Raw genomic sequence first — 21,591 nt, forward strand, 5'->3', positions numbered from 1 at the left:
GGTACGCTGCGCCCGGCGGAGTAACGACGTTAGGCGAGGCAGGGACATGGATTCGGTAGTCGAGCAGCGGGGCGACCAGATCCGGGGAGCGATGCGGGTATGACGCGCTCGCTCCGGTCCCGGCCGACGCGGGCTCCGCGCGGACCTCGGGTCACCACCCTGCCGCAGTTGATCTCCTCGGCGGTCGAGATGAATCCCGATGGAATCGCGCTCACCTTCGCCGACGCCGCCGAAACGCTGGACCGGCTCACCTATGCCGAGCTCGACACATGGTCCAATCGGTTGGCTCGGGCGCTCATCGCCCGAGGTATCGGCCCGGAGGACCGGGTGGCGATCGGTATTCCCCGATCGGTGGAGTCGGTGGTGGCCATCTGGGCGGTGGCCAAGACCGGCGCCGGTTTCGTCCCGTTCGACCCGGCCGATCCGGTCGACTGGATCAACGAGGTTATCGCCGACGCCGATGTGGTGTTCGGGCTGACCGTTGTCGCCGTCGCCGACGCGCTGCCGGGTCGGGTGCAGTGGCTGCGCCTGGACACCCCTGAAGCCGAGCGGCTCCTCGACAACTACTCACCCGATCCGGTGACCTACGCCGATCGGGTGCGTCCGTTGCGGGCTCAGCATCCGGCCTACCTCAGTTATACCGCCGATGCGCGCGGCAACCCGAATGGTGTGGTGGTGACCCAGGCCGGTTTGGCGGGCCTGTGCGCCGAGCAGCGGGAGCGGTACCGGGTGACCGACGATTCCAATACATTGCATTTCGCGTCGCCGTCGTTCGACGCCGCGGTATTGGAGCTGCTGTTGGCAGTCGGAGGCGCCGCGAATATGGTCGTGGCCGCGCCGACCATCTCCACCGGCGGTGAACTGACCGCGCTGCTGCGCCGCGAAGGTGTGACGCATGCCGTGCTCCCGCCGCTGGTCCTGGATGCGATCGACCTGACGGGCCTGGACGAATTGCAGGTCGTGGTGACCGGTGGTGAGGTATCGGCGGATCTGGTGCGCCGCTGGGTTCGGCCGATCCCCGAGGGGATGGGGGAGCTCTACCACGGTTACGGCGCCCCCGAAACCACCGTCATGACCAATATCAGCGCCCCCCTGGTTCCGGAGGAACCGGTGACGATCGGTCCGCCGATCCGGGGAGTGACCGCGTATGTGCTCGACGAGCGGTTGGCTCGGGTACCGGTCGGCGAGGTGGGGGAGCTGTACATCACCGGGCCACAGGTGGCGCGCGGCTACTACGGCCGACCGGCGCACACCGCCTCCCGTTTCGTGGCGGACCCGTTCGGCGATGGTGGTCGGCTGTACCGTACGGGCGACCTGGTGCGTTGGACCGACCACGGTGGACTGGAACATCTGGGTCGCACCGACTACATCGACCCGGTTCCGGCGGCGGATGTCCCGGCCGAGCCCGCCCGTCCCGCGGCGGTCGAGCCCGCCCCCGAGCCCGCTGTTTCGTCCGTCGCGGCCGAACCCGTCGCGCCGCAGTCGGAATTCCTGGAGCCGACCGATACCCGCACGGCCGTGGCCATGGCCTATTCGGAGGTTCTCGCTCCCGCGCAGCCGGTGACCGCCGAAACCGATTTCTTCGAGGTGGGCGGTAACTTCCACACCGCGAATCGGGTGGCGGCGCGGCTCGGGGAACTGCTCGGGATCACGGTGTCCGCCCAGTTGATCTTCGAATTGCCGGTGGTCACCGAGCTGGCCGCTCGATTGGATTCACTCATCCCGGCCGACGACCGGTCCGAGTTGGTGCCGGTCCGGGCGGAGCGGGCCCCGCTGTCGGGGGCGCAGGAATGGCTGTGGTGGTCGAACCGGTCCGAACCGGACGGGGTGCGGGAAAACCTCGCGTTCGTCGTCCGCCTACCGGGGACGTTGAACCTCTCCGCCTTGTGCTCGGCCCTCGGTGATGTGGTGGAGCGGCAGGAGTCGCTGCGCACGGTGTACCCGGAAGTGGACGGTATCGGATACCAGCAGGTGCTGCCGCCGGATCGGGTGGCGTGCGAGCTGGTGCCCGAACCGGTGGCCGAGGATGCGTTGGTCGACTGGCTGCGCAGACTCGCGGCCGTCGAATTCGACATCACCGCGCAGGTGCCGGTCCGGTTCGCCCTGGCCGAACTCGGGTCCACCGACCACGCCCTGGCGGTGGTACTGCACCGTATCTGCGCCGACCGGGCATCGATCCGGCCGTTCCTGCGGGATCTGGCACAGGCCTTCCTGGCCCGCCGCAACCGGGCCGTGCCCACCTGGCCGCCGCTGCGGCCCCAGTACATCGAATACACGATTCGGCAGCGAGAACTACTCGGCGACGAGTACGACCCCGAGTCGCCGGCCGGTGCGCAATTGGCCTATTGGGCGGCCGAACTCGCCGACCTGCCACATGAGCTGAACCTGCCGGTCGACCGCCCACGGCCGACGACACCGTCGTTCGCGGGGGTGGCGGCCGATTTCGTGATCGATGCCTCCACCCGGGCCGGGCTGGCCGAACTGGCGCGCGCCCACGGTGTCACCTTGTTCACGGTGCTGCACACGGCGCTGGCGGTGTTTTTGGCCCGAATCTCCGGCGCCGGCGATATCGTCATCGGCACCCAGGTCGCCCGGCGCGGTGACGCCGAACTCGAGCAGGTGATCGGGCCGTTCGCCAATACCGTGGTGCTGCGTACCCGGGTACAGCCGCGTTCGACCTTCGTCGAGGTGCTGGCGGCGCATCGGGAGAACGCGCAACGGGCCTTCGCCCGCGCCGATATCCCGTTCGAGCGGTTGGCGGCCGAGTTGGACCCGGAGCCGGCGGCGGGCCGGCATCCGCTGTGCCAGGTGGCGCTGTCCTACGAGGATCCGACCGTCACCGGTTTGGAACTGCCGGGTGTGCCGTTCACGGCCTCGGCGCCCGAGTTCGGGCCGACCACCTACGACCTGCGACTGGTGGTGCGGGAGACCGCCGGCGCCGAACCGGAGTTGGCGGCCGAGCTGACCGGTGCGCACGACCTGTTCGACGAGGCGACCGTGCAGCGGTTCGGCCGTCGATTCCAGCGGCTGCTGGCGGCGGTGGTGCGCGACGCCGATCGTGAGGTCGGTTATCTGGAGCTGCTCGACGAGGCCGAATACGCCGAACTGACCCACCGCGCCGGCGGCCCGGCGGCCCCGGCGCGGGTCCTGCCGGACCTACTGGCCGATGCGGTGGCCGCGAACCCGGATGGTGTCGCGGTGGTCGCGGGCGGCCGCTCCTTCACCTACTTCGAACTCGATACGGCCTCTACTCAGTTGGCCCGAGTGCTCATCGATCGCGGTGCCGGGCCGGGGGTGCCGGTGGCGGTGGCATTGCGTCGCTCCCTCGAGTCGGTGCTGGCCGTGTGGGCGGTCGTGAAGACCGGAGCAATGCTGGTATCGGTCGACCCGACCTATCCGCCGGAGCGGGTCGGACATATGCTCGCCGACTCCCGCGCCGCGCTCGGTATCACGCTGAGCGTCGTTCTCACCGATCTGCCCCTCCTCCCCGGCGGGTGGATCACCCTGGACGATCGCGCCCTGATCATGGACGTGACGCGCCGGTCCGCCGCGCCGATCACCGATAGCGACCGCCATGCCCCCATCCACCCCGCCACCGCCGGATACGTGGTGTACCCGTTCCGTTCGCCCGGAGCGGTCGAGGGCGTGGTGGTGCCCCACAGCGGTCTGGCCAATCTGCGCGCCGAACTGGTGGATCGATACGGGCTCGACACTGCAACCCGGGCGCTGGCGTTCGCATCGCCCTCATCCGAGGCCGCGCTGCTGGAGCTGTTGTTGGCGGTGGGGGCGGCGGGCACCCTGGTGGTCGCCCCCGCGGAGTCCACCGGCGGTGCCGAACTGGCCGAACTGATCAGCGGTGAGCACATCACACACGCCTACCTCACCCCCTCGGTGCTGGCCTCCCTGGACTCCGAGGCGGTGGCCGGGCTGCGTGTGGTCATCACCGGTGGGGAGCCGGTCCCGGCCGAACTGGCCGCCCACTGGGCGAAGGTGCCCGGACGTGCGCTGCACAACGGTTACGGTCCGGCCGAGACCACGATCATGGCCACCGCCGGAGACCCGCTGGTTCCCGGGGGTCCGCTGACCATCGGCGGTCCGATTCGCGGTATGCGGGCGCTGGTCCTGGACGATCGGCTGCGGCCGGTCCCCGAAGGCGTGGTCGGCGAGCTGTACCTGGGCGGTGTGCAACTGGCACGCGGCTATCACGATCGGGCCCGTGCCACCGCGGCCCGTTTCGTCGCCGATCCGTATGCGGTGGGGGAGCGACTGCATCGCACCGGCGACGTGGTGCGTTGGCGGGGCGGTGCACTGGAATACATCGGCCGCCGGATCACCCATCAGGAAGAAGAAGTCCGGCTCGAGACCTCGGTCCGTCCGGAACTGGCCGCGCGATACGAGTCCGGCGCGGGATACGAGCCGACCGGATACCACGCACCTGTCGGTCATGCGGCAGCCGGGCCCGCAGCCACTGCGTATGAGGCCACCGGGTACGACGGCCTCGGTTCCACGGCAGCCGGGTACGCGGCCGACCACGAGAGCATCGGTCACCCGATTCCCGATCATGAGGGCGTTGGGTATGCGGCCGGGTTCGAAAGCTCCGGGCACGCGGTTCCCGATCACGAGACCGCCGGTCGTACGGCAGCCCGGTACGGGGGCGTTGGTGGTGAGGGAACCGGCCATGAAGCTGCCGAGCATGCCGCCGGGTATGCGGGTGCCGGTGACGAAGTGGCCGGATACAGGACTGCCGGCCATACCGCCCGGCATGTGAGTGTCGGCAACGAGGTGGTCGACAGCGATGTCGCCGGTCGGGAGAGCGCCGGTAACGAGGTGGGCGGCAGCGACGCTGTCGGGCATGCGGGTATCGGTAACGGGGTGACCGGCCACGACATTGCCGGGCGTGCGATCGGACGCGAGGGTATCGATGACGAGGTGGTCGGCCACGACGTTGCCGGTCGTACGGCCGCTCGGTATGGAGGTGCCGGTGATGAGGCCGCCGGGCCCGCGCCGGTCGAATCTCGTCCGGCCGAGCACGAGACCGCCGCTCGTTACGTTCCGGCCGACTACGAGAAGACCGCCCGTTATGCGCCGGTCGATTACGAGGCGACGGCCCGTTATGCGCCGATCACCGGAACCGAGGCAGCGCGGTCCGGTCGTGGGGCGATGACACGGGATACCTCGACGGGTGCGCAGGAGACACTGTCGCGGCACGCGGCCGCTCGGCACGCGTCGGCGGAACCCGGCGGGATCACCGCGGTCGATCTGCCCGCCACCCCCACCGCGCTGCGGCTGCTCGGCGGCGCGACCCCCGGTATCGAGGTCCGAGCCATCACGCTGGACATTCCCCGGGAGTGCCCATTGGTCCACGTCGAGACGGCGGCCCGGGAAATTCTGGAACAGCACCCCATGCTGCGGGCGCACATGGACCCCGATACCGGCGCGCTGCGCATTCTGCCCGAGGTGACGGATGACAGCCCGTTCTCCCGGTCGCTGCCCGGTCCCGGGGGAGGTGCGGTGCCCATCGACGAGGTGGTGCGTGCGGCTGCGGCCGAACTGGACCCGACGGTGGGCCGCAATATCCGTTTCGTGGCCTCCGGGACATCCGAGGCGACTCGGCTGGTCGTTGTCGCCAACGGGCTCGTTGTCGACGATCATTCCTGGCGCATCATCGTCGACCGGCTCGCCGCCGCCTGGGATCCCGGCCGGCTTCCCGTATCCGCCGCCACCGAGACCGGGGTGGTGGGATTGCTGCGGGATCTGGCCGATCGGGCTTTTTCGCCGCATATCGCCGAGGAGGCGCGGTGGTGGCGTCGGTTGCTGGCCACCGCGGCACCCACTTTGCCGCTCGGGGCCACGGATCTACGGCCACGCCGTCGGGTCTCGCTCACCATCACCACCGAGGGCGCGGCGGCGGTCGCGGGTGTCGCCGAGCTCTATGGGGCCACGGTGCCGGAGGTGTTGCTCACGGCGGTGGCCGTGGCATTGCGCACCGCCGCGCAGGAAGCCGTGCCGCGGATGCTCGGCTCGGTGGTCCGGCTCGAGGCCGACGGCCGAACGGCCACCCGCCCCGATGTCGGCGCGGTGGTCGGCGGTTTCCACACCGAGTTCCCGCTGCCGCTACGCCTGAACGGTATCGACACCGACGAGCTGCTGATCGGCGGCCCGGCCGCCGGGGCGGCGATCACCCAGATCAAGGAGCTGCATCGCTCGGTGCCTGCCTCCGGTATCGGCTACGCCCTGCTCCGCTACTCGAATCCGAACGCGGATGTGGAACCGATCACTGGTGATCCGGGACGTTTCGCATTGCGCTATCGGGATCTGCGGCCGGCCGAGGTGCACACCGATGCTCCACCGGACGGTCTGTTGCTCACACTGACCGTCGATGTCACCGACAACGGTTTGCTCACCCGCTTCGACTACGCAACCGAGGTCTTTGCCGCCGAAGAAGTGAAAACTTTTGCCGAGCATTGGGTTTGGGCACTGGGTGGCCTCGCCGAACACGGATTGCGACCGGCGCAACCGGAAGCCGACCCGGACACCGGCGGTGAGTCCCACGACCAACCGGCCGACGACCACCGGACCATGGTCCTCCAGCTGCCGCACCGCACCCCGGCCGAGTCCCGGCGGCGTGGGTGGTGACCGGTCGGTACCCGGCGGGTCGTTCGGGACCGATTCGTGGCATCGGGCATTATTGGGCAACGTCGGAGTAACGGTATGCGCTGTCGCGCCGACTACATGATCGTGAAAAGTGAGGGCGCGTGGACCGTGCCCGACCGAATCCCGGGATCCCGTGCCGAGCGCGGTGACCGAACGGATATTCGATACGAAGCGAAGGTGCGAAATTGATACGTCGACTCACCCGGCGTGGCGAAAGGCGCGCCGCGGCGATGATCGCGGCAACGGCGGTACTCATGGGACTGGTCTCCGGCCTCGGCGCTTCCACGGCGTCGGCGGCCGACCCGATCATCGAGTCCCAGCACTTGCTCGCCGACCCGACCGCTCCCGACGGGTCACGCATCGTGAAGGCCACATACCGCGACGATCGCAATATTCGGCTGTATGTGTACTCCGCGGCCATGGACGAGGACATCATCGTCGATGTGCAGCGCCCGGCCGACGCCTCGGTGCCGCGCCCCACGCTCTATCTGCTCAACGGCGCGGGCGGCGGTGAGGACGACGCGTCCTGGCAGGCCAAAACCGATACGCTGGCATTCCTCGCGGACAAGAACGTCAATGTCGTCCAGCCCATCGGTGGCAGTTGGAGCTACTACACCGACTGGATCAAGGACGATCCGGCGCTGGGCCGCAACAAGTGGAAGACCTTCTTCACCGAGGAACTGCCCCCGCTCGTCGACGGTGCGCTCGGCACCAACGGTGTGAACGCCATCGCCGGACTGTCCACCTCGGGCACCACCGTGCTGGCGTTGCCCATCGCCAAACCAGGTCTCTACAAGGCCGTCGCCGCCTACAGCGGCTGCGCCCAGACCAGTGACCCGGTCGGTTCGGAGTTCGTCAAACTGACCGTGGAGGTCTGGGGCGGTGGTGACACCATGAACATGTGGGGGCCGCAGGGCTCCGAGGAATGGGTGAAGAACGACCCGTACGTCAATGCCGAGGGGCTGCGCGGGCTGGATCTCTACATCTCCACCGGCAACGGCCTGCCCGGCCGGTACGACACCCTCAACGGCCCGTACACCCTGCCCGGCGCCTCCGGTCTGGCCAACCAGCTCCTGGTCGGTGGTGTGATCGAGGCGGGCACCAACTACTGCACGCACAATCTGCAGCGGCGGCTCGACGAGCTGGGTATTCCTGCCACCTTCAAGTTCCGCGAGAACGGCACCCACTCCTGGGGTTACTGGCGCGACGAGTTCCGCGAGTCGTGGCCGATCCTGGCCCACGGTCTGGGGTTGTAGTCGTAGCGCCGGCGCCGGCCTCGCAGATGCGGGGTTACGGCCCGGAAGTTTTCGGATGGACGTGAAACGGCCGCCTCCGGTGAGAACCGGAGGCGGCCGTTTCGGGTGTCTGTGGGGGCGGGGTGTCTATTCGGCGAAGACCGCTTTGCGCTTGCCGAGCATGGCGGCGGCGCCTTCGAAGAAGTCGGGCGACCGGAGCAGTTCGACCTGTCCGGTCTTCTCATCGGCCAAGGCGGTGTCCAGGGCGGTCAGGGTGGCGCGGTTGAGCGCCTTCTTGGTCAGTTCCAGGGCGCGGCGGGGGCCGTGGGCGATCTTGTCGACGGCGGCTTCCACGGCGGCGTCGAGTTCGTCGACGTTGGGCAGTACGGCGGTGAACAGACCGGCCTCGTGGGCGGCAGGGGCGGGCAGGCGTTCACCCAGCAGCGCCAGCCGCGCGGCCAGCGGGCGACCGGCGGCCGCGGCCACCAACGCGGCCGCGCCGCCGTCGGGCATCAGACCGATATTGATGAAGGCCAGCAGCAGGTAGGAATCGGCTTCGGCGTAGACCAGGTCGGCGGCCAGCGCGATACCCACACCGACCCCGGCGACCGCGCCGCGCAGGCGGGCGACAACCGGAACAGGGCAGTCGACAATGGCTCGCACCAGACGATTCGCCGCGTCCATCACCATGTCCGGGGTGATACCGCGGGCACCTTCGGCGGCGCCGGCGGCCAGGTCCGCGCCGGTGGAGAAGTCGCCGCCCGCGCCGGTCAATACGATGACCCGAACGGCGGTGTCTTCAGCGACGGCAAGGAATGTATCGCCCAGCGCGACCAGGGTGTCGTAATCTATGGCGTTCTTACGGGCGGGTTTGGTGATCGTCACCCGCAGCACCCGACCGTCGCGCACTACGGTGAAGCCCGCGGCCGACTGGGTTGAGGAGGAATCGGTGTTGACCATGTGTGCTCCCTGAGGATGCGGGTCGGCTTTAGCCCGGCCGTGAATTATCGTTAACATTTGCGAATTGTGGTTAACTTAGGTTGACTGGTCGGGCGCTGTCAACCGACAGTGTCGTCGACAGAACGGAGAGGTGCATGGTCGCCGAACGCAGCGGGATCGACCTGGTGCGCGACCGCTCGGCGGACCGTCGCAATGGTCAGTCCGCGCGTCGCCGGCCCAAGGACCGCAAGGTACAGATCGTACGAGCGGCCGCTCGGGCCTTCAGCGAGCGTGGCTACTACCCCGTCGGGGTGGACGAGATCGCGGCCGAGGTGGGAATCTCCGGACCGGCGTTGTACCGCCACTTCGCGAACAAGTACGCCCTGCTGGTGGCTGCCGCCGAAGAGGGGGCGCGGCATCTGCTGGCCGCGGCCCGGGACGCGGATCGACCCGATCTGGACCCGGAGGAGCGGCTCGACAAGCTCATCACCGCAGTCGCCGAGCACACCATCGAGGTCCGGCGGGAAGCGGGCCTGTACCGGTGGGAGGGGCGGTATCTGGAGCGGGCCGACCGGGCCCGGGTCAAGGCCCTCTACGACGATATCAACGCCACCTTCGGGGAGCCGGTGGCCCAACTGCGGCCCGAGGCATCCCCCGCCGATATCGCCCTGCTCGCGGCCGGGGTGCTGAGCGTGATCGGCAGTATCTCCGCCCATCGCACCTCCTTGGCCGGCTCCCGGTTGCTGTCGTTGCTGCGGGATATGTCCTGGGCGATCGTGCGCACCGAACTTCCGCCCGCCCCGCTCGATACCGACCCGGTCCCCCGACAGCGCGGCCTACCGGTGACATCGAAGCGGGAGCAGCTGCTCACCGAGGCCATCCGGATCTTCGGTCGTCGGGGCTACCACGAGGCCAGTATCGAGGAGATCGGCGCCGCCGTCGGGATCAACGCCTCGAGTGTCTACCGCTACTTCAGCAGTAAATCCGATCTGCTCGCCGCTGCCTTCCATCGCACCGGTGACCGGCTCGCCATCGCCATCTCCGAGGCCCTGGCCGAGGCGACGAGCCGCGCCGACGCCGCCCACCGGATCGCCGAGCGTTATGTCCGGCTCAGCTTCGCCATGCCGGAGATCATGCCGGTCTACTACGCCGAATTCTCCAACCTGCCCCAGACCGAGCAGCACAAATTGCGCACTATCCAACGGCAGAACGTATTGGAGTGGGCGAATCTGCTCGACACCGACCCGACCGAGGCCCGCTTCCGGGTGCATTCGGCCATCGGGCAGGTCATCGACGTGGGCCGGTTGATCAGGTTCGACGCCCGCCCCGAACAGATGGCCCGGCTGCACGCGCTCATGATGGCGGTGCTGTTGGGCCGGTGACCGGCCGGGCGCCGGCGCTCAGCCCCAGATACCGTGCCGGAGGCGGAATACCGCGCGGGTCAGCCGTAGCTGCCGCGGTTTGCGGTCGAAGGTGGATAGATACAGCGGTCCGCCGGGTCGTTTGCGGGCGATGGACAGGGTTCGGCTGAACTCGCGCAGCCCCAGTTCGCCGTGGCTGTGTCCCTGCCCGTACTCGCCCACCCCGCCGAACGGCAGCGCCGGGATCCCGGCATAGGTGGTGGCGGAATTGACCGTCACCACGCCCACCCGCAGCCGTTCGGCGAAGCTCTCCACCTCGGCCATATCGCGGGTGAACACCGATACCGCGATACCGCGACCTGCTTTGTTCACCCGCTCCACCGCATCGTCGAGGTCGGCCACCCGGTTGACGATCAATACCGGTCCGATCCCCTCACCGGTCACCGCCAGCGAATCCTCGGGCACCTCGGCCAGCACGATCGGCTCGATATAAGGGTCCCGGATCGAGTCCAATCCGCCGACCACGGCCCGTCCGCCGCGGGCCAACGCATCGCGCACCTGGCGGCGTACCACCTCGGCCTGCGCCTCCAGGATCATCGGGCCGTAGGAGGAGCGCTGTGCCGCGCCGGGCCGGAGCACCCGGGCCCGTTCGGCGACCATCTCGAGGAACTGGTCGTACACCGATGCGGCGACATATGCGCGCTGGATGCCGGTCGCGTTCTGACCGGCGTTGGCCATGGCGCCGAAGACGGCGGCCTCGGCGGCCTCTTCCAGCTTCGCGTCGACGTGCACGATCATGGCGCCCTTACCGCTGTGTTCGACCACCACGGGGGTCATCGAGCGGGCGCATCGGGCGATCACCTCGCGGCCACCGGCTTCCGGGCCGGCATAGGCGATTTTGTCCACGCCGGTCTCGCACAGTGCGGCCGTGGTCGACTCGTCCCCGGTGATCGCTTGCAGCACCGGCTGCTCCGGTGCCAGTTCCCGCCAGGTCCGCGCCAACCACACGCCGGTACCGGTGGTCAGTTCGTGGGGTTTGAACACCACCGCATTGCCCGCGGCCATCGCGTACGCGATGGAACCCATCGGGGTGAACACCGGGTTGTGCCAGGGGCCGAGCACCCCCACCACGCCGAGGGGCAGGTATCCCACCGAGGCGTGCTGATTGCGGGTGAGCCAGTTCGGCGCCAGAGAACGCCGGCCGAGCGCGCGACCGGCGTTGCGGGCGGCCCAATCCAGGTTCTCCACCGCGAGCATCACCTCGATCGCGGCGTCCACCTCGGGTTTGCCGGTCTCCTCGCGCAGCAGATCGACCAATTCGCCCGCGCGCCGGGCGATTATCCGCTTCCAGTCCAGCAACCACCGTTTGCGCGTGCCGAAACTCATTGCGGCCCACCATTTCTCGGCCACGCGCGCCGCGTGGACGGCACGATCGATATCGTCGGCCTGCTGAATGGCGTAGCTGCCGATGGTTTCCCCGGTGCGGGGGTCGTGGGACATGAGCACGCTCGGTCGGCCGGATCCTCCCGAACGCACCGCCACCTCTGGCTGTGCGGTATCGGCCATGAGGCTCAGATTATGGCCGGGGTAGGGGGCCGACAAGGCGCGGATACTGCCCGGATGCTGCCTCTGTGCACAGCGACCAGCTGCGAATCGTACCGACAGTCCGAAATGTGATCAGAAACACAGTTGAAGCTCGGATTGCCAGGGTAAAGGTCGGCGCGGCGGACGCGTTGAGCACGGTCGGTAACATCGCGCTCGGCGTCGAGGATCACCTACCGGGGCGCCGATCCGAGCACTCCGGCGACCCGTCGCCTCATCCGGCCGATAGTGGAGAGTTGATGCCGAGTTCGAACGAAGCCGAACCACCCGCCGACGACACGGGTCGGTCGGTGGACCACTCCGAACCGACCCAGGAGACATCCGCGGGGTCTGCGGTCGTCACCGACGCGCCCGCCCCCGCGTCGCGCCGGGCCGCCGCGCCACCCCCGTCGGCGGACACCGAGCCCGTCGGCGCGGACCGCGGCTCCGAATCGGCCGAAGTCGCCGTGCGGGTCGAGGACGTGCGCAAGTCGTTCGGCGCGGTGCACGCGCTCCAAGGAGTCAGTTTCACCGCGGCGCGCGGCACTGTCCTCGGCATCCTGGGTCCGAATGGTGCGGGAAAGACCACCACGGTGAAGATCCTGTCCACCCTGCTGCGCCCCGACGCGGGGACCGCTGTGGTCGCGGGCCACGATGTGCGTGCCGATCCGGCCGGGGTGCGCCGGTCGATCATGATGACCGGGCAATACGCCGCCCTGGACGAAAATCTGTCCGGTCGGGAGAACCTGGAGCTGTTCGGTCGGCTGATGGGTTTGAGCAAGAAGGCGGCGCGGCAGCGCGCCGATGACCTGCTGGAGGAGTTCGATCTCGTCGGCGCGGGACGTCGTGCGGTGCGTCACTATTCCGGTGGTATGCGGCGGCGGGTCGATATCGCCTGCGGGTTGGTGGTGCGACCCGAGGTGGTGTTTCTCGACGAACCGACCACTGGTTTGGACCCGCGCAGCCGGCAGGGTGTCTGGGATCTGGTGACCGCCCTGAAAGAACAGGGCATCACCGTATTGCTCACCACCCAGTACCTCGAAGAAGCCGATGTGCTCAGCGACAACATCATCGTCATCGACAAGGGCACGGTGATCGCCGAGGGAACCGCCGACGAACTCAAGGAGAAGACCGGCGGCAGCTACTGCGAGGTCGTGCCCCTCGACCCCTCCGCGCTGGAGCGGGCCGCCACCGCGCTCGGGGATCTGGTGCCCGCCGCGGTGAGCGCCGAACTCGCCGGCTCCGACCGGCTGTCCATCCCCGCCCCCGACGGTGCCGCGACCCTGACCGAGGCGCTGCGCCGTCTGGACACGGCCGGGGTGGATCTGGCCGATATCGCCTTGCGCCGGCCCTCGCTCGACGATGTGTTCCTGTCCATAACCGGTCATTCCGGCAGCCGGTCGGGTGATTCGGCGTGACCGTCGCGGATACCGGAACCACCGGTCCGGGGTTGTTCACGGAACTGCCGCGGACGCGGGTCTCCTCATGGGCGCAGTGGCGGGCGCTGACCGCCCGCATCGTCCGGACCATGGCCACCAAGGGCGAGTTGGTCGTCGCGGTGATCACCCCGTTGGTGTTCACCGTCGGGTTCTACCTGCCGCTGCGCTTCGTGATGAAGGTCCAGGGCATTGATTACGCCCAGTACGTCATGCCGATCATCGTGCTGCAGACCATGGCCTTCACCATGATGTCCAATGCGCAGTTGGCGGCGTTCGAGGCGTTGACCGGGTTCAGCACCCGGCTGCAGACCATGCCCATCGGATCGCTGGTTCCGTTCACCGCGCGCCTGGCCGCCGGTATGGTCCGCTCGGTCGTGTCGTTGACCGCGGCGGTGATCTTCGGCCATGTCATCGGGTTCCGGTTCTCGGCCGGATGGGGTCAGGCCGTGTTGTTCTGTGTTTTCGCCTTGGCCGTCGGCACGATCCTGGCGATCGGCGCGGACGGGCTCGGCTCGTTGACCAAGAGTCCGGAGTCGTTGAGTCAAGCGCTGACCCTGCCGACCCTGATCTTCGGCATGATGTCGTGCGGTTTCGTTCCCGAGACCGGGTTCCCGGAGTGGATTCGGCCCTTCGTCCGCAATCAGCCGATCTCGCAGTTCTCCTTCGCGCTGCGCGATATGGCCGCCGACGGAGTGACCTGGCAGGTGTTGTGGGTGCCGCTGACCTGGTTGGTCGGATTGGCCGTGGTATTCACCCCCTTCGCGGTATGGGCGAGTGTGAGGCGGGCATGAGCGAGGTGGGTTTGAGCACTGTTGATGAAGCGGCGGACGAGTTGGTGCGGTCGGCCACGATGCTGCCGAAGGTCGAGGGCCGGTCGGAATCCTCGCTGCGGGCCTGGGCGACGCACAGCCTGATCCAGTGCAAGCGGCTGTTGATGGTCTGGATGCGGGATCCGACGACGACCATCCAGGCCCTCGTGTACCCGGCGCTGACGCTGTTGATGTTCCGCGTGGTCCTGGGGGACTCGATCACCGCCGTCACCGGCAGACCCAGTGTCTACGGCACCGTCCCGATGATCACCCTCGTGGCGGCGATGACCGGGGCGATGATCTCCGCCCTGGGCTTCAAGACGGAGAAGACCACCGGGCTGCTCGGGCGATTCTGGACCATGCCGGTGCACCGGGCCGCCGGGCTGACCGGTCGGTTGCTGGCCGAGGCCATTCGGGTGCTGATCACCACGCTGTTCGTGATCGCGGTCGGCTACTGCATCGGATTCCGTTTCGATCAGGGGCCACTCGCCGCCGTGGCGTTGATCGGTATTCCGGTGTTGTTCGGAATGGGGTTCGCGGTTTTCATCACCGCGCTGGCCACCCTGACCGAGGGTGTGCTGTTGGTGAACGCCATCAGTATCGTCACAACGCTGCTGATGTTCTTCAACTCCGGTTTCGTACCCGTCATGGCCTATCCCACCTGGTTGCAGTCCGCGGTGGCGAACCAGCCGATGAGCTGCGCCATCGAGGCCATGAAGGGGCTGTCCTACGGCGGTCCGGTCGCCGAACCGCTGATCGATACCGTGCTGTGGGTCGTGGGGGTCATCGCGGTTTTCGGCTATCCGGCCGTGCGCGGTTACCGCCGGGCCGCCGAAACCAGCGGCTGATTCCCGGCGCGCCCCGGGGATATGCCGTGCGGATGGGAGACCGGATCTTGCCGCATCGTTCTCATTCGTGCTCGCGACCGCCGATTTCGACCGAGTCGCCGCCCTCGGTCGTCCCGGCGGAATGCGGGGCGGGAAACTCGTGGCCGACCCAGCGGTTGCGATTGGTCCAGCCGACGAGGTCGTAGCGCCAGTGAAACGGCCAGGTGTGGGCGACCGTGTTGAACAGCACGGCGCCGAGCGCGGTGTAGTCGTCGTGTGCCGACAACAGGGCGCGCTGTCCGCGTGGCGAGGCGGAGAAGAACGAGTCGAACATGGCGATGGACTGGGCCGTCGTCAACCGTCCCAGGCCCCACAGGCCGCGCATCCGCATCCAGTAGACCAGTCGGGCCCGCCAGGGCCAGAGCGCGGCAATCGGGTCCGTGCCGCGTCGGATGGCGTCGACCGCGGTATCGGTCAACGCGAAGGAGTCGGCGACGCTGTAACCGGTGCAGGGGTGCATCATGCCGCCGCGGGAACCGAAGGGGACCACTCGCCCGGTGCCGCGGCGCGGCGGTGGCTGGTCCAGGGGATAGTGCGCAGCCTCGCTCGGTTCCGTGCCGGTGAGTCGGATGCCATGGGCGGCAAGGCGATTCAGCGTCCGCCTGCGCAGTTCGTGCTGGGGCATGCCGCCGCGTAGGCCGAGGCTGGTTTCTTCGAAGATCACCGTGCCGTCGCCCAGCGGTACCGCGTACAGGAACGACGGCGGCTCGTCCGGACCCGCGCCGTTCTCCGGGCGCCAGTCCAGCAGCAGACCTTCGCCGTCGGTGATCATCGGCGCGGCGGTCTCGGCGTCCACGAAGATGCCGTGGGCGCTGGCGGCGCGGCGGTCGCCGGTCGTGGGAAGACCGCGGGTGTCGACCACGGTGGTCGCGCGCACGGTGGTGCTGTCGGCCAGTTCGACCGTATGTGCCTCGACCCGGGTTGCCCGTCCGGCATACACCGTGGCGTCGTCGATCGGCAGTGCGTCCCGCAGTTTCGGCTTGGACAGCACACAGTATGGGCGTTCGATTCGATGTTCCCTGGTGGTGTGGACGACGGGGGCTTCGATCCGGCTCGCGATGACATCGGCGGGCAGCCAGTCGGGTAGTTCGTCGACCCAGCAGGAAAAGGTCGGCGGCCACAAGCGGTCCGGCCGTGGATCGATCGCGGCGACCCGAAGCCCGGCCACCGTGGCGCGGTGTGCCAGCGCCCGGCCGGTGGGGCCCAGCCCCACCACACACACATCGAATTCTCGAACCGCGCCCACAGCCATGCTGGCATTCAAGCCGCACCACTTCCCGGGGGCAACCGCCCCCACTGTTCGGTGCCATGCGTCACGGACACCCGCGACGATGCGTGGGTTCCGGGATCAGGCGGGTTCGGCTTCGTCGGAGCCGGCGCGCACGGCCGTGACCCAGGTGGTGATCTCGGCGCGCACGACCTCACGGCCGGCGGTGTCGTATATCGAGACCGGCACCACCACGTCCCGTCCCTCGGTGATGGCGGTGTAGTCGGGGATCTCGTCCAGCCGGGCGACGGCCCGCAACCCGGTCTCCGCCTTGCTCAGGTACTCGACCTTCATCGCCTTGGGAATCCAGCGGTGGGTGGTCGGCACCGTCGCCTCGCTGAGCATTCCCATGGCAACCTCGGCGAGATTGCACGCGGCAATGGCGTGGAAGGTGCCGAGGTGATTGAGGACGCCGAACCACTTCGGTGCGGTGACTTCGCACAGGCCGGGCTCCAGGCGCACCACGGTCGGTAGGACCGTGGCGAAATAGGGCACTCGAGCGACCATCCCCAGTGAGAACAGGGCATGTCCCCACCGGTTGTCCGGCAGTTTGCGCCAACTGCGATAGGTCGCGGTCTCGTTCGCCATACCCTTATCTTACTCATGAGTAAGATAAGGGTATATCCACTGTGGTGTCGGTGGACGGCTCGCGGGACCCCCGATTTGAATGGGTTCACCGGGGTCGTGCATACTGTTCGGGTTGCCTTGCAGCGGGGCGTGTCCGCGACCGGCCATCGTCGGTCGACCTGGAGCCACGAACCGGGCGAGGCGAGCAGTAGCCATCCAGTACCTCACCGATTTCGGTGTGGGTGCGTCCGGGACAACGGTTCCGACAGCCCGAGCAGGATTTCATCCGGGGCCGAGGAATGATCGGACGGGCGACACGCCCGACCGCGTGGACCGGAGAACCATGACAGATGAACAGCGGCGCGGATCGGGCGAGACCCCGGTCGTGGTCTCCACTGAGACGTCATCGTGTGTTCGGGCTGTGCAAAGGAGGGTGGTACGGGCGCCTGGCCGGCATCCGGACCACGAACGAAAGCGGAGAAAAGGACACTTAGCGTGGCGGGACAGAAGATCCGCATCAGGCTCAAGGCCTATGACCACGAGGCGATCGACGCGTCTGCGCGCAAGATCGTCGAGACGGTGACCCGCACGGGCGCCGAGGTGGTCGGGCCGGTGCCGTTGCCGACCGAGAAGAACGTGTACTGCGTCATCCGTTCGCCGCACAAGTACAAGGACTCGCGCGAGCACTTCGAGATGCGTACGCACAAGCGGCTGATCGACATCCTCGACCCGACGCCGAAGACGGTCGACGCGCTCATGCGCATCGACCTGCCGGCCAGCGTCGACGTCAACATTCAGTGACGGGGACTCGAGATATGACTGACAACAAGAACCGGCCCGCGGCCGGCATCCTGGGCACCAAGCTCGGCATGACCCAGGTGTTCGACGAGAAGAACCGCGTCGTTCCGGTGACCGTCGTCAAGGCCGGTCCCAACGTGGTCACTCAGATCCGCACCGCCGAGCGGGACGGCTACAGCGCCGTGCAGCTCGCCTACGGCGCCATCGACCCCCGCAAGGTGAACAAGCCGGTCGCCGGTCAGTTCGCCAAGGCCGGTGTCACCCCGCGGCGGCATGTCGCGGAGATCCGCGTCGCGGATGCCTCCAACTTCGAGGTCGGCCAGGAACTGTCCGCCGACGTGTTCGAAGAGGGCAGCTACGTCGACGTCACCGGCATCAGCAAGGGCAAGGGCTACGCGGGCACCATGAAGCGCCACGGTTTCCGTGGCCAGGGCGCCAGCCACGGTGCGCAGGCCGTGCACCGTCGTCCGGGCTCCATCGGTGGTTGCGCCACCCCCGGCCGCGTGTTCAAGGGCATGCGGATGGCCGGCCGGATGGGTAACGACCGCGTCACCACGCAGAATCTGTCGGTCCACAAGGTGGACGCCGAGAACGGCCTGCTGCTGATCAAGGGTGCGATCCCGGGTCGTAAGGGCGGCCTCGTGATCGTCAAGAGCGCCGTGAAGGGTGGTGCGCACGCATGACCAGCTCCGCAGTAAGCACGGAGAAGAAGTCCGCGAACCTCACGTTGCCGGTCAAGGAGATCGGTGGCAAGACCAACGGCACCGTCGAACTCCCCGCGGAGATCTTCGACGTGACCGCGAACATCGCGCTGATGCACCAGGTGGTCGTGGCCCAGCGGGCCGCCGCTCGCCAGGGCACGCACTCCACCAAGACCCGCGGCGAGGTCCGCGGTGGTGGTAAGAAGCCGTACCGCCAGAAGGGCACCGGCCGCGCCCGTCAGGGTTCGACCCGCGCCCCGCAGTTCACCGGTGGTGGCACCGTGCACGGCCCGAAGCCGCGCGACTACAGCCAGCGCACCCCGAAGAAGATGATCCGGGCCGCGCTGTGCGGCGCGCTGTCGGACCGGGCGCGCAACGAGCGCATCCACGTGATCAGCGAGCTGGTTGCGGGCCAGACCCCGTCCACCAAGACCGCCAAGACCTTCCTGTCCGAGCTGTCGGATCGCAAGAAGTTCCTGCTCGTGGTCGGCCGGGAAGACGTCACCGCGTGGAAGAGCGCGCGCAACCTGGAGTTCGTGCACATCCTCGCGCCGGACCAGCTGAACACCTATGACGTGCTGGACAGCGACGAGGTCGTCTTCAGCGTCGAGGCACTGAACGCCTTCGTCCACGGTCCCGAGGAGTCTGCGCAGGACGCAGCGGCCGCACAGGAGGAGAGCAAGTGACCACCATCGCCGATCCGCGCGACATTCTGCTGGCGCCGGTCATCTCGGAGAAATCCTACGGCCTGATCGAGGAAGGCACCTACACCTTCCTGGTGCACCCGGACTCCAACAAGACCCAGATCAAGATTGCGGTCGAGAAGGTCTTCGGGGTGAAGGTCACCAGCGTCAACACCGCCAACCGTCAGGGCAAGCGCAAGCGGACCCGCTTCGGTTACGGCAAGCGCAAGAACACCAAGCGCGCGCTCGTGACCATCTCGGCCGACAGCAAGCCCATCGAGATCTTCGGAGGCCCGGTCGCGTAAGCGACGGGGATTCCAGAAAGCAGAGAAGAACTCATGGCAATCCGTAAGCACAAGCCGACAACCCCGGGCCGCCGTGGCTCGTCCGTCTCGGACTTCGCCGAGATCACCCGGTCCACCCCGGAGAAGTCGCTGATCCGTCCGCTGCACAGCACGGGCGGCCGCAACGCGCACGGCCGGATCACCACCCGGCACCGCGGTGGCGGCCACAAGCGCGCCTACCGGCTGATCGACTTCCGTCGGCTGGACAAGGACGGCGTGCCCGCCAAGGTCGCGCACATCGAGTACGACCCGAACCGCACCGCGAACATCGCGCTGCTGCACTACAGGGACGGCGAAAAGCGCTACATCATCGCCCCCAAGGGCGTGACACAGGGCACCGTCATCGAGTCGGGGCCGACCGCCGACATCAAGCCCGGCAACAACCTGCCGCTGCGCAACATCCCGACCGGTACCACCATCCACGCGGTGGAGCTGCGTCCCGGCGGCGGCGCCAAACTGGCCCGCTCGGCCGGCGCCAGCATCCAGCTGATGGGTAAGGAAGGCCCCTACGCCACACTGCGTATGCCCTCCGGCGAAATGCGCCGCGTCGACGTGCGCTGCCGCGCCACCGTCGGCGAGGTCGGCAATGCCGAACAGTCGAACATCAACTGGGGTAAGGCCGGCCGTATGCGCTGGAAGGGTCGCCGTCCCACTGTTCGTGGTGTGGTCATGAACCCCGTCGACCACCCGCACGGTGGTGGTGAGGGCAAGACTTCCGGTGGTCGCCACCCGGTCTCGCCGTGGGGTCAGCCGGAAGGCCGCACCCGTAAGCCCAACCGTCCGAGCGACAAGCTCATCGTCCGCCGCCGTCGTACCGGCAAGAAGCGCTAAGGAGGAGGTAAGAAATGCCACGCAGCCTCAAGAAGGGCCCGTTCGTCGACGACCACCTCCTCGCGAAGGTGGACGCGCAGAACGAGAAGGGCACCAAGCAGGTCATCAAGACCTGGTCGCGTCGCTCGACCATCATCCCCGATTTCATCGGCCACACCTTCGCCGTCCACGACGGCCGCAAGCATGTGCCGGTGTTCGTCTCGGAGGCCATGGTCGGCCACAAGCTCGGTGAGTTCGCGCCGACCAGGACGTTCAAGAGCCACGTCAAGGAAGATCGGAAGAGCAAGCGGCGATGACGACGACCGAGACTCAGAACCCGACCGCACGCGCGACCGCCAGGTTCGTCCGCGTGACTCCGATGAAGGCTCGCCGCGTTGTGGACATGGTCCGCGGCAAGCGGGTCGATGAGGCCCTGGCCCTGCTGAAGTTCGCTCCGCAGGCCGCCAGCGAGCCCGTCGCCAAGGTTGTTGCCAGCGCCGCGGCGAACGCCGAGAACAACCTCGGCCTGAACCCGGACACCCTGGTCATCTCGACGGCCTACGTCGACGAGGGCGCGACCATGAAGCGGTTCCAGCCGCGTGCCCAGGGTCGGGCGTTCCGTATCCGCAAGCGCACCAGCCACATCACGATCGAGGTCGAGAGCGTCCCCACCGCAGGTGGCACTCGTGGCCGCCGGAAGGGAGGGGCGAAGTAAATGGGACAGAAGATCAACCCCCACGGCTTCCGTCTCGGTATCACCACCGAATGGAAGTCCCGTTGGTACGCCGATAAGCAGTATGCGGACTACGTCAAGGAAGACGTCGCCATCCGCCGGCTGCTGAGCACCGGTATGGAGCGTGCCGGCATCTCCAAGGTGGAGATCGAACGCACTCGCGACCGGGTTCGCGTCGACATCCACACCGCGCGTCCGGGCATCGTCATCGGCCGCCGCGGCGCCGAGGCCGACCGCATCCGGGCCGAGCTGGAGAAGCTCACCAGCAAGCAGGTGCAGCTGAACATCCTCGAGGTCAAGAACCCCGAAACCGATGCCCAGCTGGTCGCCCAGGGTGTGGCCGAGCAGCTGTCCAACCGTGTGGCGTTCCGTCGCGCCATGCGCAAGGCCATCCAGTCGGCCATGCGTTCGCCGAACGTCAAGGGCATCCGCGTGCAGTGCTCGGGCCGTCTGGGCGGTGCCGAAATGTCGCGCTCGGAGTTCTACCGTGAAGGCCGGGTGCCGCTGCACACGCTGCGTGCCGATATCGATTACGGCCTGTACGAGGCCAAGACCACCTTCGGTCGCATCGGTGTGAAGGTGTGGATCTACAAGGGCGATATCGTGGGTGGCCGCCGTGAGCAGGCCGCCACGAGCGCTCCGGCCGGCGAGCGTCCGCGTCGGGAGCGGCCGAGCCGCCCGCGTCGTTCCGGCTCCTCCGGCACCACCGCGACCAGCACCGAGGCCGGGCGCGCCGCCACCGCGGTGGCCGACGCCCCGGCAGAAAAGCAGGAGGGCTGACCC

The 21,591-nt window shown here is 68.0% G+C and carries 18 protein-coding genes; 14 read left to right on the forward strand and 4 right to left on the reverse strand.

Annotated features, from left to right (window positions below):
- Positions 1-99: 99 nt before the first annotated feature.
- Together ON32_RS03330 and ON32_RS03335 are read left to right on the forward strand one after the other, a co-directional pair.
- The gene (locus ON32_RS03330) at positions 100-6,636 is read left to right on the forward strand and encodes an AMP-binding protein (RefSeq protein WP_040788600.1); all 6,537 of its coding nucleotides are present in this window, start codon (positions 100-102) and stop codon (positions 6,634-6,636) included.
- A gap of 248 nt (positions 6,637-6,884) precedes the next feature.
- Positions 6,885-7,910 (forward strand): alpha/beta hydrolase, encoded by a 1,026-nt coding sequence (locus ON32_RS03335; RefSeq protein ID WP_040788602.1) that lies wholly within the window; start codon positions 6,885-6,887, stop codon positions 7,908-7,910.
- A gap of 126 nt (positions 7,911-8,036) precedes the next feature.
- On the opposite strand, the gene ON32_RS03340 is transcribed toward ON32_RS03335, so the two are convergent.
- The gene (locus ON32_RS03340) at positions 8,037-8,849 is read right to left on the reverse strand and encodes an enoyl-CoA hydratase-related protein (protein ID WP_051132805.1); all 813 of its coding nucleotides are present in this window, start codon (positions 8,847-8,849) and stop codon (positions 8,037-8,039) included.
- A gap of 134 nt (positions 8,850-8,983) precedes the next feature.
- Between ON32_RS03340 and ON32_RS03345 the strand changes: the two genes are divergently transcribed.
- A complete protein-coding gene (locus tag ON32_RS03345; RefSeq protein WP_040788603.1) occupies positions 8,984-10,210 on the forward strand; it encodes a TetR/AcrR family transcriptional regulator in 1,227 nt (408 codons plus the stop codon).
- An 18-nt stretch (positions 10,211-10,228) separates the two neighbouring features.
- Here the strand turns inward: ON32_RS03345 and ON32_RS03350 are convergent, their stop codons facing one another.
- Entirely contained in the window at positions 10,229-11,755 is a 1,527-nt protein-coding gene (locus ON32_RS03350; protein ID WP_083873955.1) for an aldehyde dehydrogenase family protein, read from the reverse strand.
- Positions 11,756-12,030: 275 nt separating this feature from the next.
- On the opposite strand from ON32_RS03350, the gene ON32_RS03355 reads away from it, so the two are divergent.
- Genes ON32_RS03355 through ON32_RS03365 form a run of 3 tightly spaced genes read left to right on the forward strand, consistent with a single transcriptional unit; the run spans position 12,031 to position 14,866 of the window.
- Positions 12,031-13,188, forward strand: coding sequence for an ATP-binding cassette domain-containing protein (locus ON32_RS03355; protein ID WP_245550778.1), 1,158 nt, complete (start codon positions 12,031-12,033; stop codon positions 13,186-13,188).
- Positions 13,185-14,000, forward strand: a complete 816-nt coding sequence (locus ON32_RS03360; RefSeq protein WP_040788605.1) for an ABC transporter permease — start codon at positions 13,185-13,187, stop codon at positions 13,998-14,000. The genes ON32_RS03355 and ON32_RS03360 overlap by 4 nt, the downstream gene beginning before the upstream one ends.
- 59 nt (positions 14,001-14,059) lie before the next feature.
- Positions 14,060-14,866, forward strand: a complete 807-nt coding sequence (locus tag ON32_RS03365; protein WP_245550793.1) for an ABC transporter permease — start codon at positions 14,060-14,062, stop codon at positions 14,864-14,866.
- Between the two features lie 61 nt (positions 14,867-14,927).
- Here the strand turns inward: ON32_RS03365 and ON32_RS03370 are convergent, their stop codons facing one another.
- Both ON32_RS03370 and ON32_RS03375 read right to left on the reverse strand, forming a co-directional pair.
- On the reverse strand, positions 14,928-16,157 hold the full coding sequence (locus ON32_RS03370) for a lycopene cyclase family protein (protein ID WP_051132806.1): 1,230 nt from the start codon (positions 16,155-16,157) through the stop codon (positions 14,928-14,930).
- A gap of 96 nt (positions 16,158-16,253) precedes the next feature.
- The gene (locus tag ON32_RS03375) at positions 16,254-16,760 is read right to left on the reverse strand and encodes a hotdog fold domain-containing protein (RefSeq protein WP_051132807.1); all 507 of its coding nucleotides are present in this window, start codon (positions 16,758-16,760) and stop codon (positions 16,254-16,256) included.
- 474 nt (positions 16,761-17,234) lie between these two features.
- On the opposite strand from ON32_RS03375, the gene rpsJ reads away from it, so the two are divergent.
- The 8 genes from rpsJ to rpsC are packed head-to-tail and all read left to right on the forward strand — an operon-like array spanning position 17,235 to position 21,588.
- Positions 17,235-17,540 carry a 30S ribosomal protein S10 gene (rpsJ, locus tag ON32_RS03380; protein WP_040788606.1) on the forward strand — a complete coding sequence of 102 codons (306 nt, stop codon included), beginning with the start codon at positions 17,235-17,237 and terminating at the stop codon, positions 17,538-17,540.
- Positions 17,541-17,554: 14 nt separating this feature from the next.
- Positions 17,555-18,220 (forward strand): 50S ribosomal protein L3, encoded by a 666-nt coding sequence (gene rplC / locus ON32_RS03385; protein ID WP_040788607.1) that lies wholly within the window; start codon positions 17,555-17,557, stop codon positions 18,218-18,220.
- Positions 18,217-18,924 carry a 50S ribosomal protein L4 gene (gene rplD, locus ON32_RS03390; RefSeq protein WP_040788609.1) on the forward strand — a complete coding sequence of 236 codons (708 nt, stop codon included), beginning with the start codon at positions 18,217-18,219 and terminating at the stop codon, positions 18,922-18,924. The genes rplC and rplD overlap by 4 nt, the downstream gene beginning before the upstream one ends.
- A complete protein-coding gene (gene rplW / locus ON32_RS03395; protein ID WP_011207266.1) occupies positions 18,921-19,226 on the forward strand; it encodes a 50S ribosomal protein L23 in 306 nt (101 codons plus the stop codon). Before rplD ends, rplW begins: the two co-directional genes overlap by 4 nt.
- A gap of 33 nt (positions 19,227-19,259) precedes the next feature.
- Entirely contained in the window at positions 19,260-20,096 is an 837-nt protein-coding gene (rplB, locus tag ON32_RS03400; protein ID WP_040788610.1) for a 50S ribosomal protein L2, read from the forward strand.
- A 14-nt stretch (positions 20,097-20,110) separates the two neighbouring features.
- Positions 20,111-20,392: a 30S ribosomal protein S19 gene (gene rpsS / locus ON32_RS03405; protein WP_040788612.1), complete on the forward strand. Its 282-nt coding sequence runs from the start codon at positions 20,111-20,113 to the stop codon at positions 20,390-20,392.
- On the forward strand, positions 20,389-20,790 hold the full coding sequence (rplV, locus tag ON32_RS03410; RefSeq protein WP_040788613.1) for a 50S ribosomal protein L22: 402 nt from the start codon (positions 20,389-20,391) through the stop codon (positions 20,788-20,790). Before rpsS ends, rplV begins: the two co-directional genes overlap by 4 nt.
- The gene (gene rpsC, locus ON32_RS03415; protein ID WP_040788615.1) at positions 20,791-21,588 is read left to right on the forward strand and encodes a 30S ribosomal protein S3; all 798 of its coding nucleotides are present in this window, start codon (positions 20,791-20,793) and stop codon (positions 21,586-21,588) included.
- The last annotated feature ends 3 nt before the right edge of the window (positions 21,589-21,591 follow it).

This window comes from Nocardia paucivorans NBRC 100373, assembly GCF_000308675.1.
In the GTDB taxonomy this organism is placed as follows: domain Bacteria; phylum Actinomycetota; class Actinomycetes; order Mycobacteriales; family Mycobacteriaceae; genus Nocardia; species Nocardia paucivorans.

Bases quoted from the DNA above. Each gene is read 5' to 3' on its own strand.
- ON32_RS03330 (WP_040788600.1), top strand. From the start codon at position 100: ATGACGCGCTCGCTCCGGTCCCGGCCGACGCGGGCTCCGCGCGGACCT.
- ON32_RS03335 (WP_040788602.1), top strand. From the start codon at position 6,885: ATGATCGCGGCAACGGCGGTACTCATGGGACTGGTCTCCGGCCTCGGC.
- ON32_RS03340 (WP_051132805.1), bottom strand. From the start codon at position 8,849: ATGGTCAACACCGATTCCTCCTCAACCCAGTCGGCCGCGGGCTTCACC.
- ON32_RS03345 (WP_040788603.1), top strand. From the start codon at position 8,984: ATGGTCGCCGAACGCAGCGGGATCGACCTGGTGCGCGACCGCTCGGCG.
- ON32_RS03350 (WP_083873955.1), bottom strand. From the start codon at position 11,755: ATGGCCGATACCGCACAGCCAGAGGTGGCGGTGCGTTCGGGAGGATCC.
- ON32_RS03355 (WP_245550778.1), top strand. From the start codon at position 12,031: ATGCCGAGTTCGAACGAAGCCGAACCACCCGCCGACGACACGGGTCGG.
- ON32_RS03365 (WP_245550793.1), top strand. From the start codon at position 14,060: ATGCTGCCGAAGGTCGAGGGCCGGTCGGAATCCTCGCTGCGGGCCTGG.
- ON32_RS03370 (WP_051132806.1), bottom strand. From the start codon at position 16,157: ATGGCTGTGGGCGCGGTTCGAGAATTCGATGTGTGTGTGGTGGGGCTG.
- ON32_RS03375 (WP_051132807.1), bottom strand. From the start codon at position 16,760: ATGGCGAACGAGACCGCGACCTATCGCAGTTGGCGCAAACTGCCGGAC.
- rplC (WP_040788607.1), top strand. From the start codon at position 17,555: ATGACTGACAACAAGAACCGGCCCGCGGCCGGCATCCTGGGCACCAAG.
- rplD (WP_040788609.1), top strand. From the start codon at position 18,217: ATGACCAGCTCCGCAGTAAGCACGGAGAAGAAGTCCGCGAACCTCACG.
- rplB (WP_040788610.1), top strand. From the start codon at position 19,260: ATGGCAATCCGTAAGCACAAGCCGACAACCCCGGGCCGCCGTGGCTCG.
- rpsS (WP_040788612.1), top strand. From the start codon at position 20,111: ATGCCACGCAGCCTCAAGAAGGGCCCGTTCGTCGACGACCACCTCCTC.
- rplV (WP_040788613.1), top strand. From the start codon at position 20,389: ATGACGACGACCGAGACTCAGAACCCGACCGCACGCGCGACCGCCAGG.
- rpsC (WP_040788615.1), top strand. From the start codon at position 20,791: ATGGGACAGAAGATCAACCCCCACGGCTTCCGTCTCGGTATCACCACC.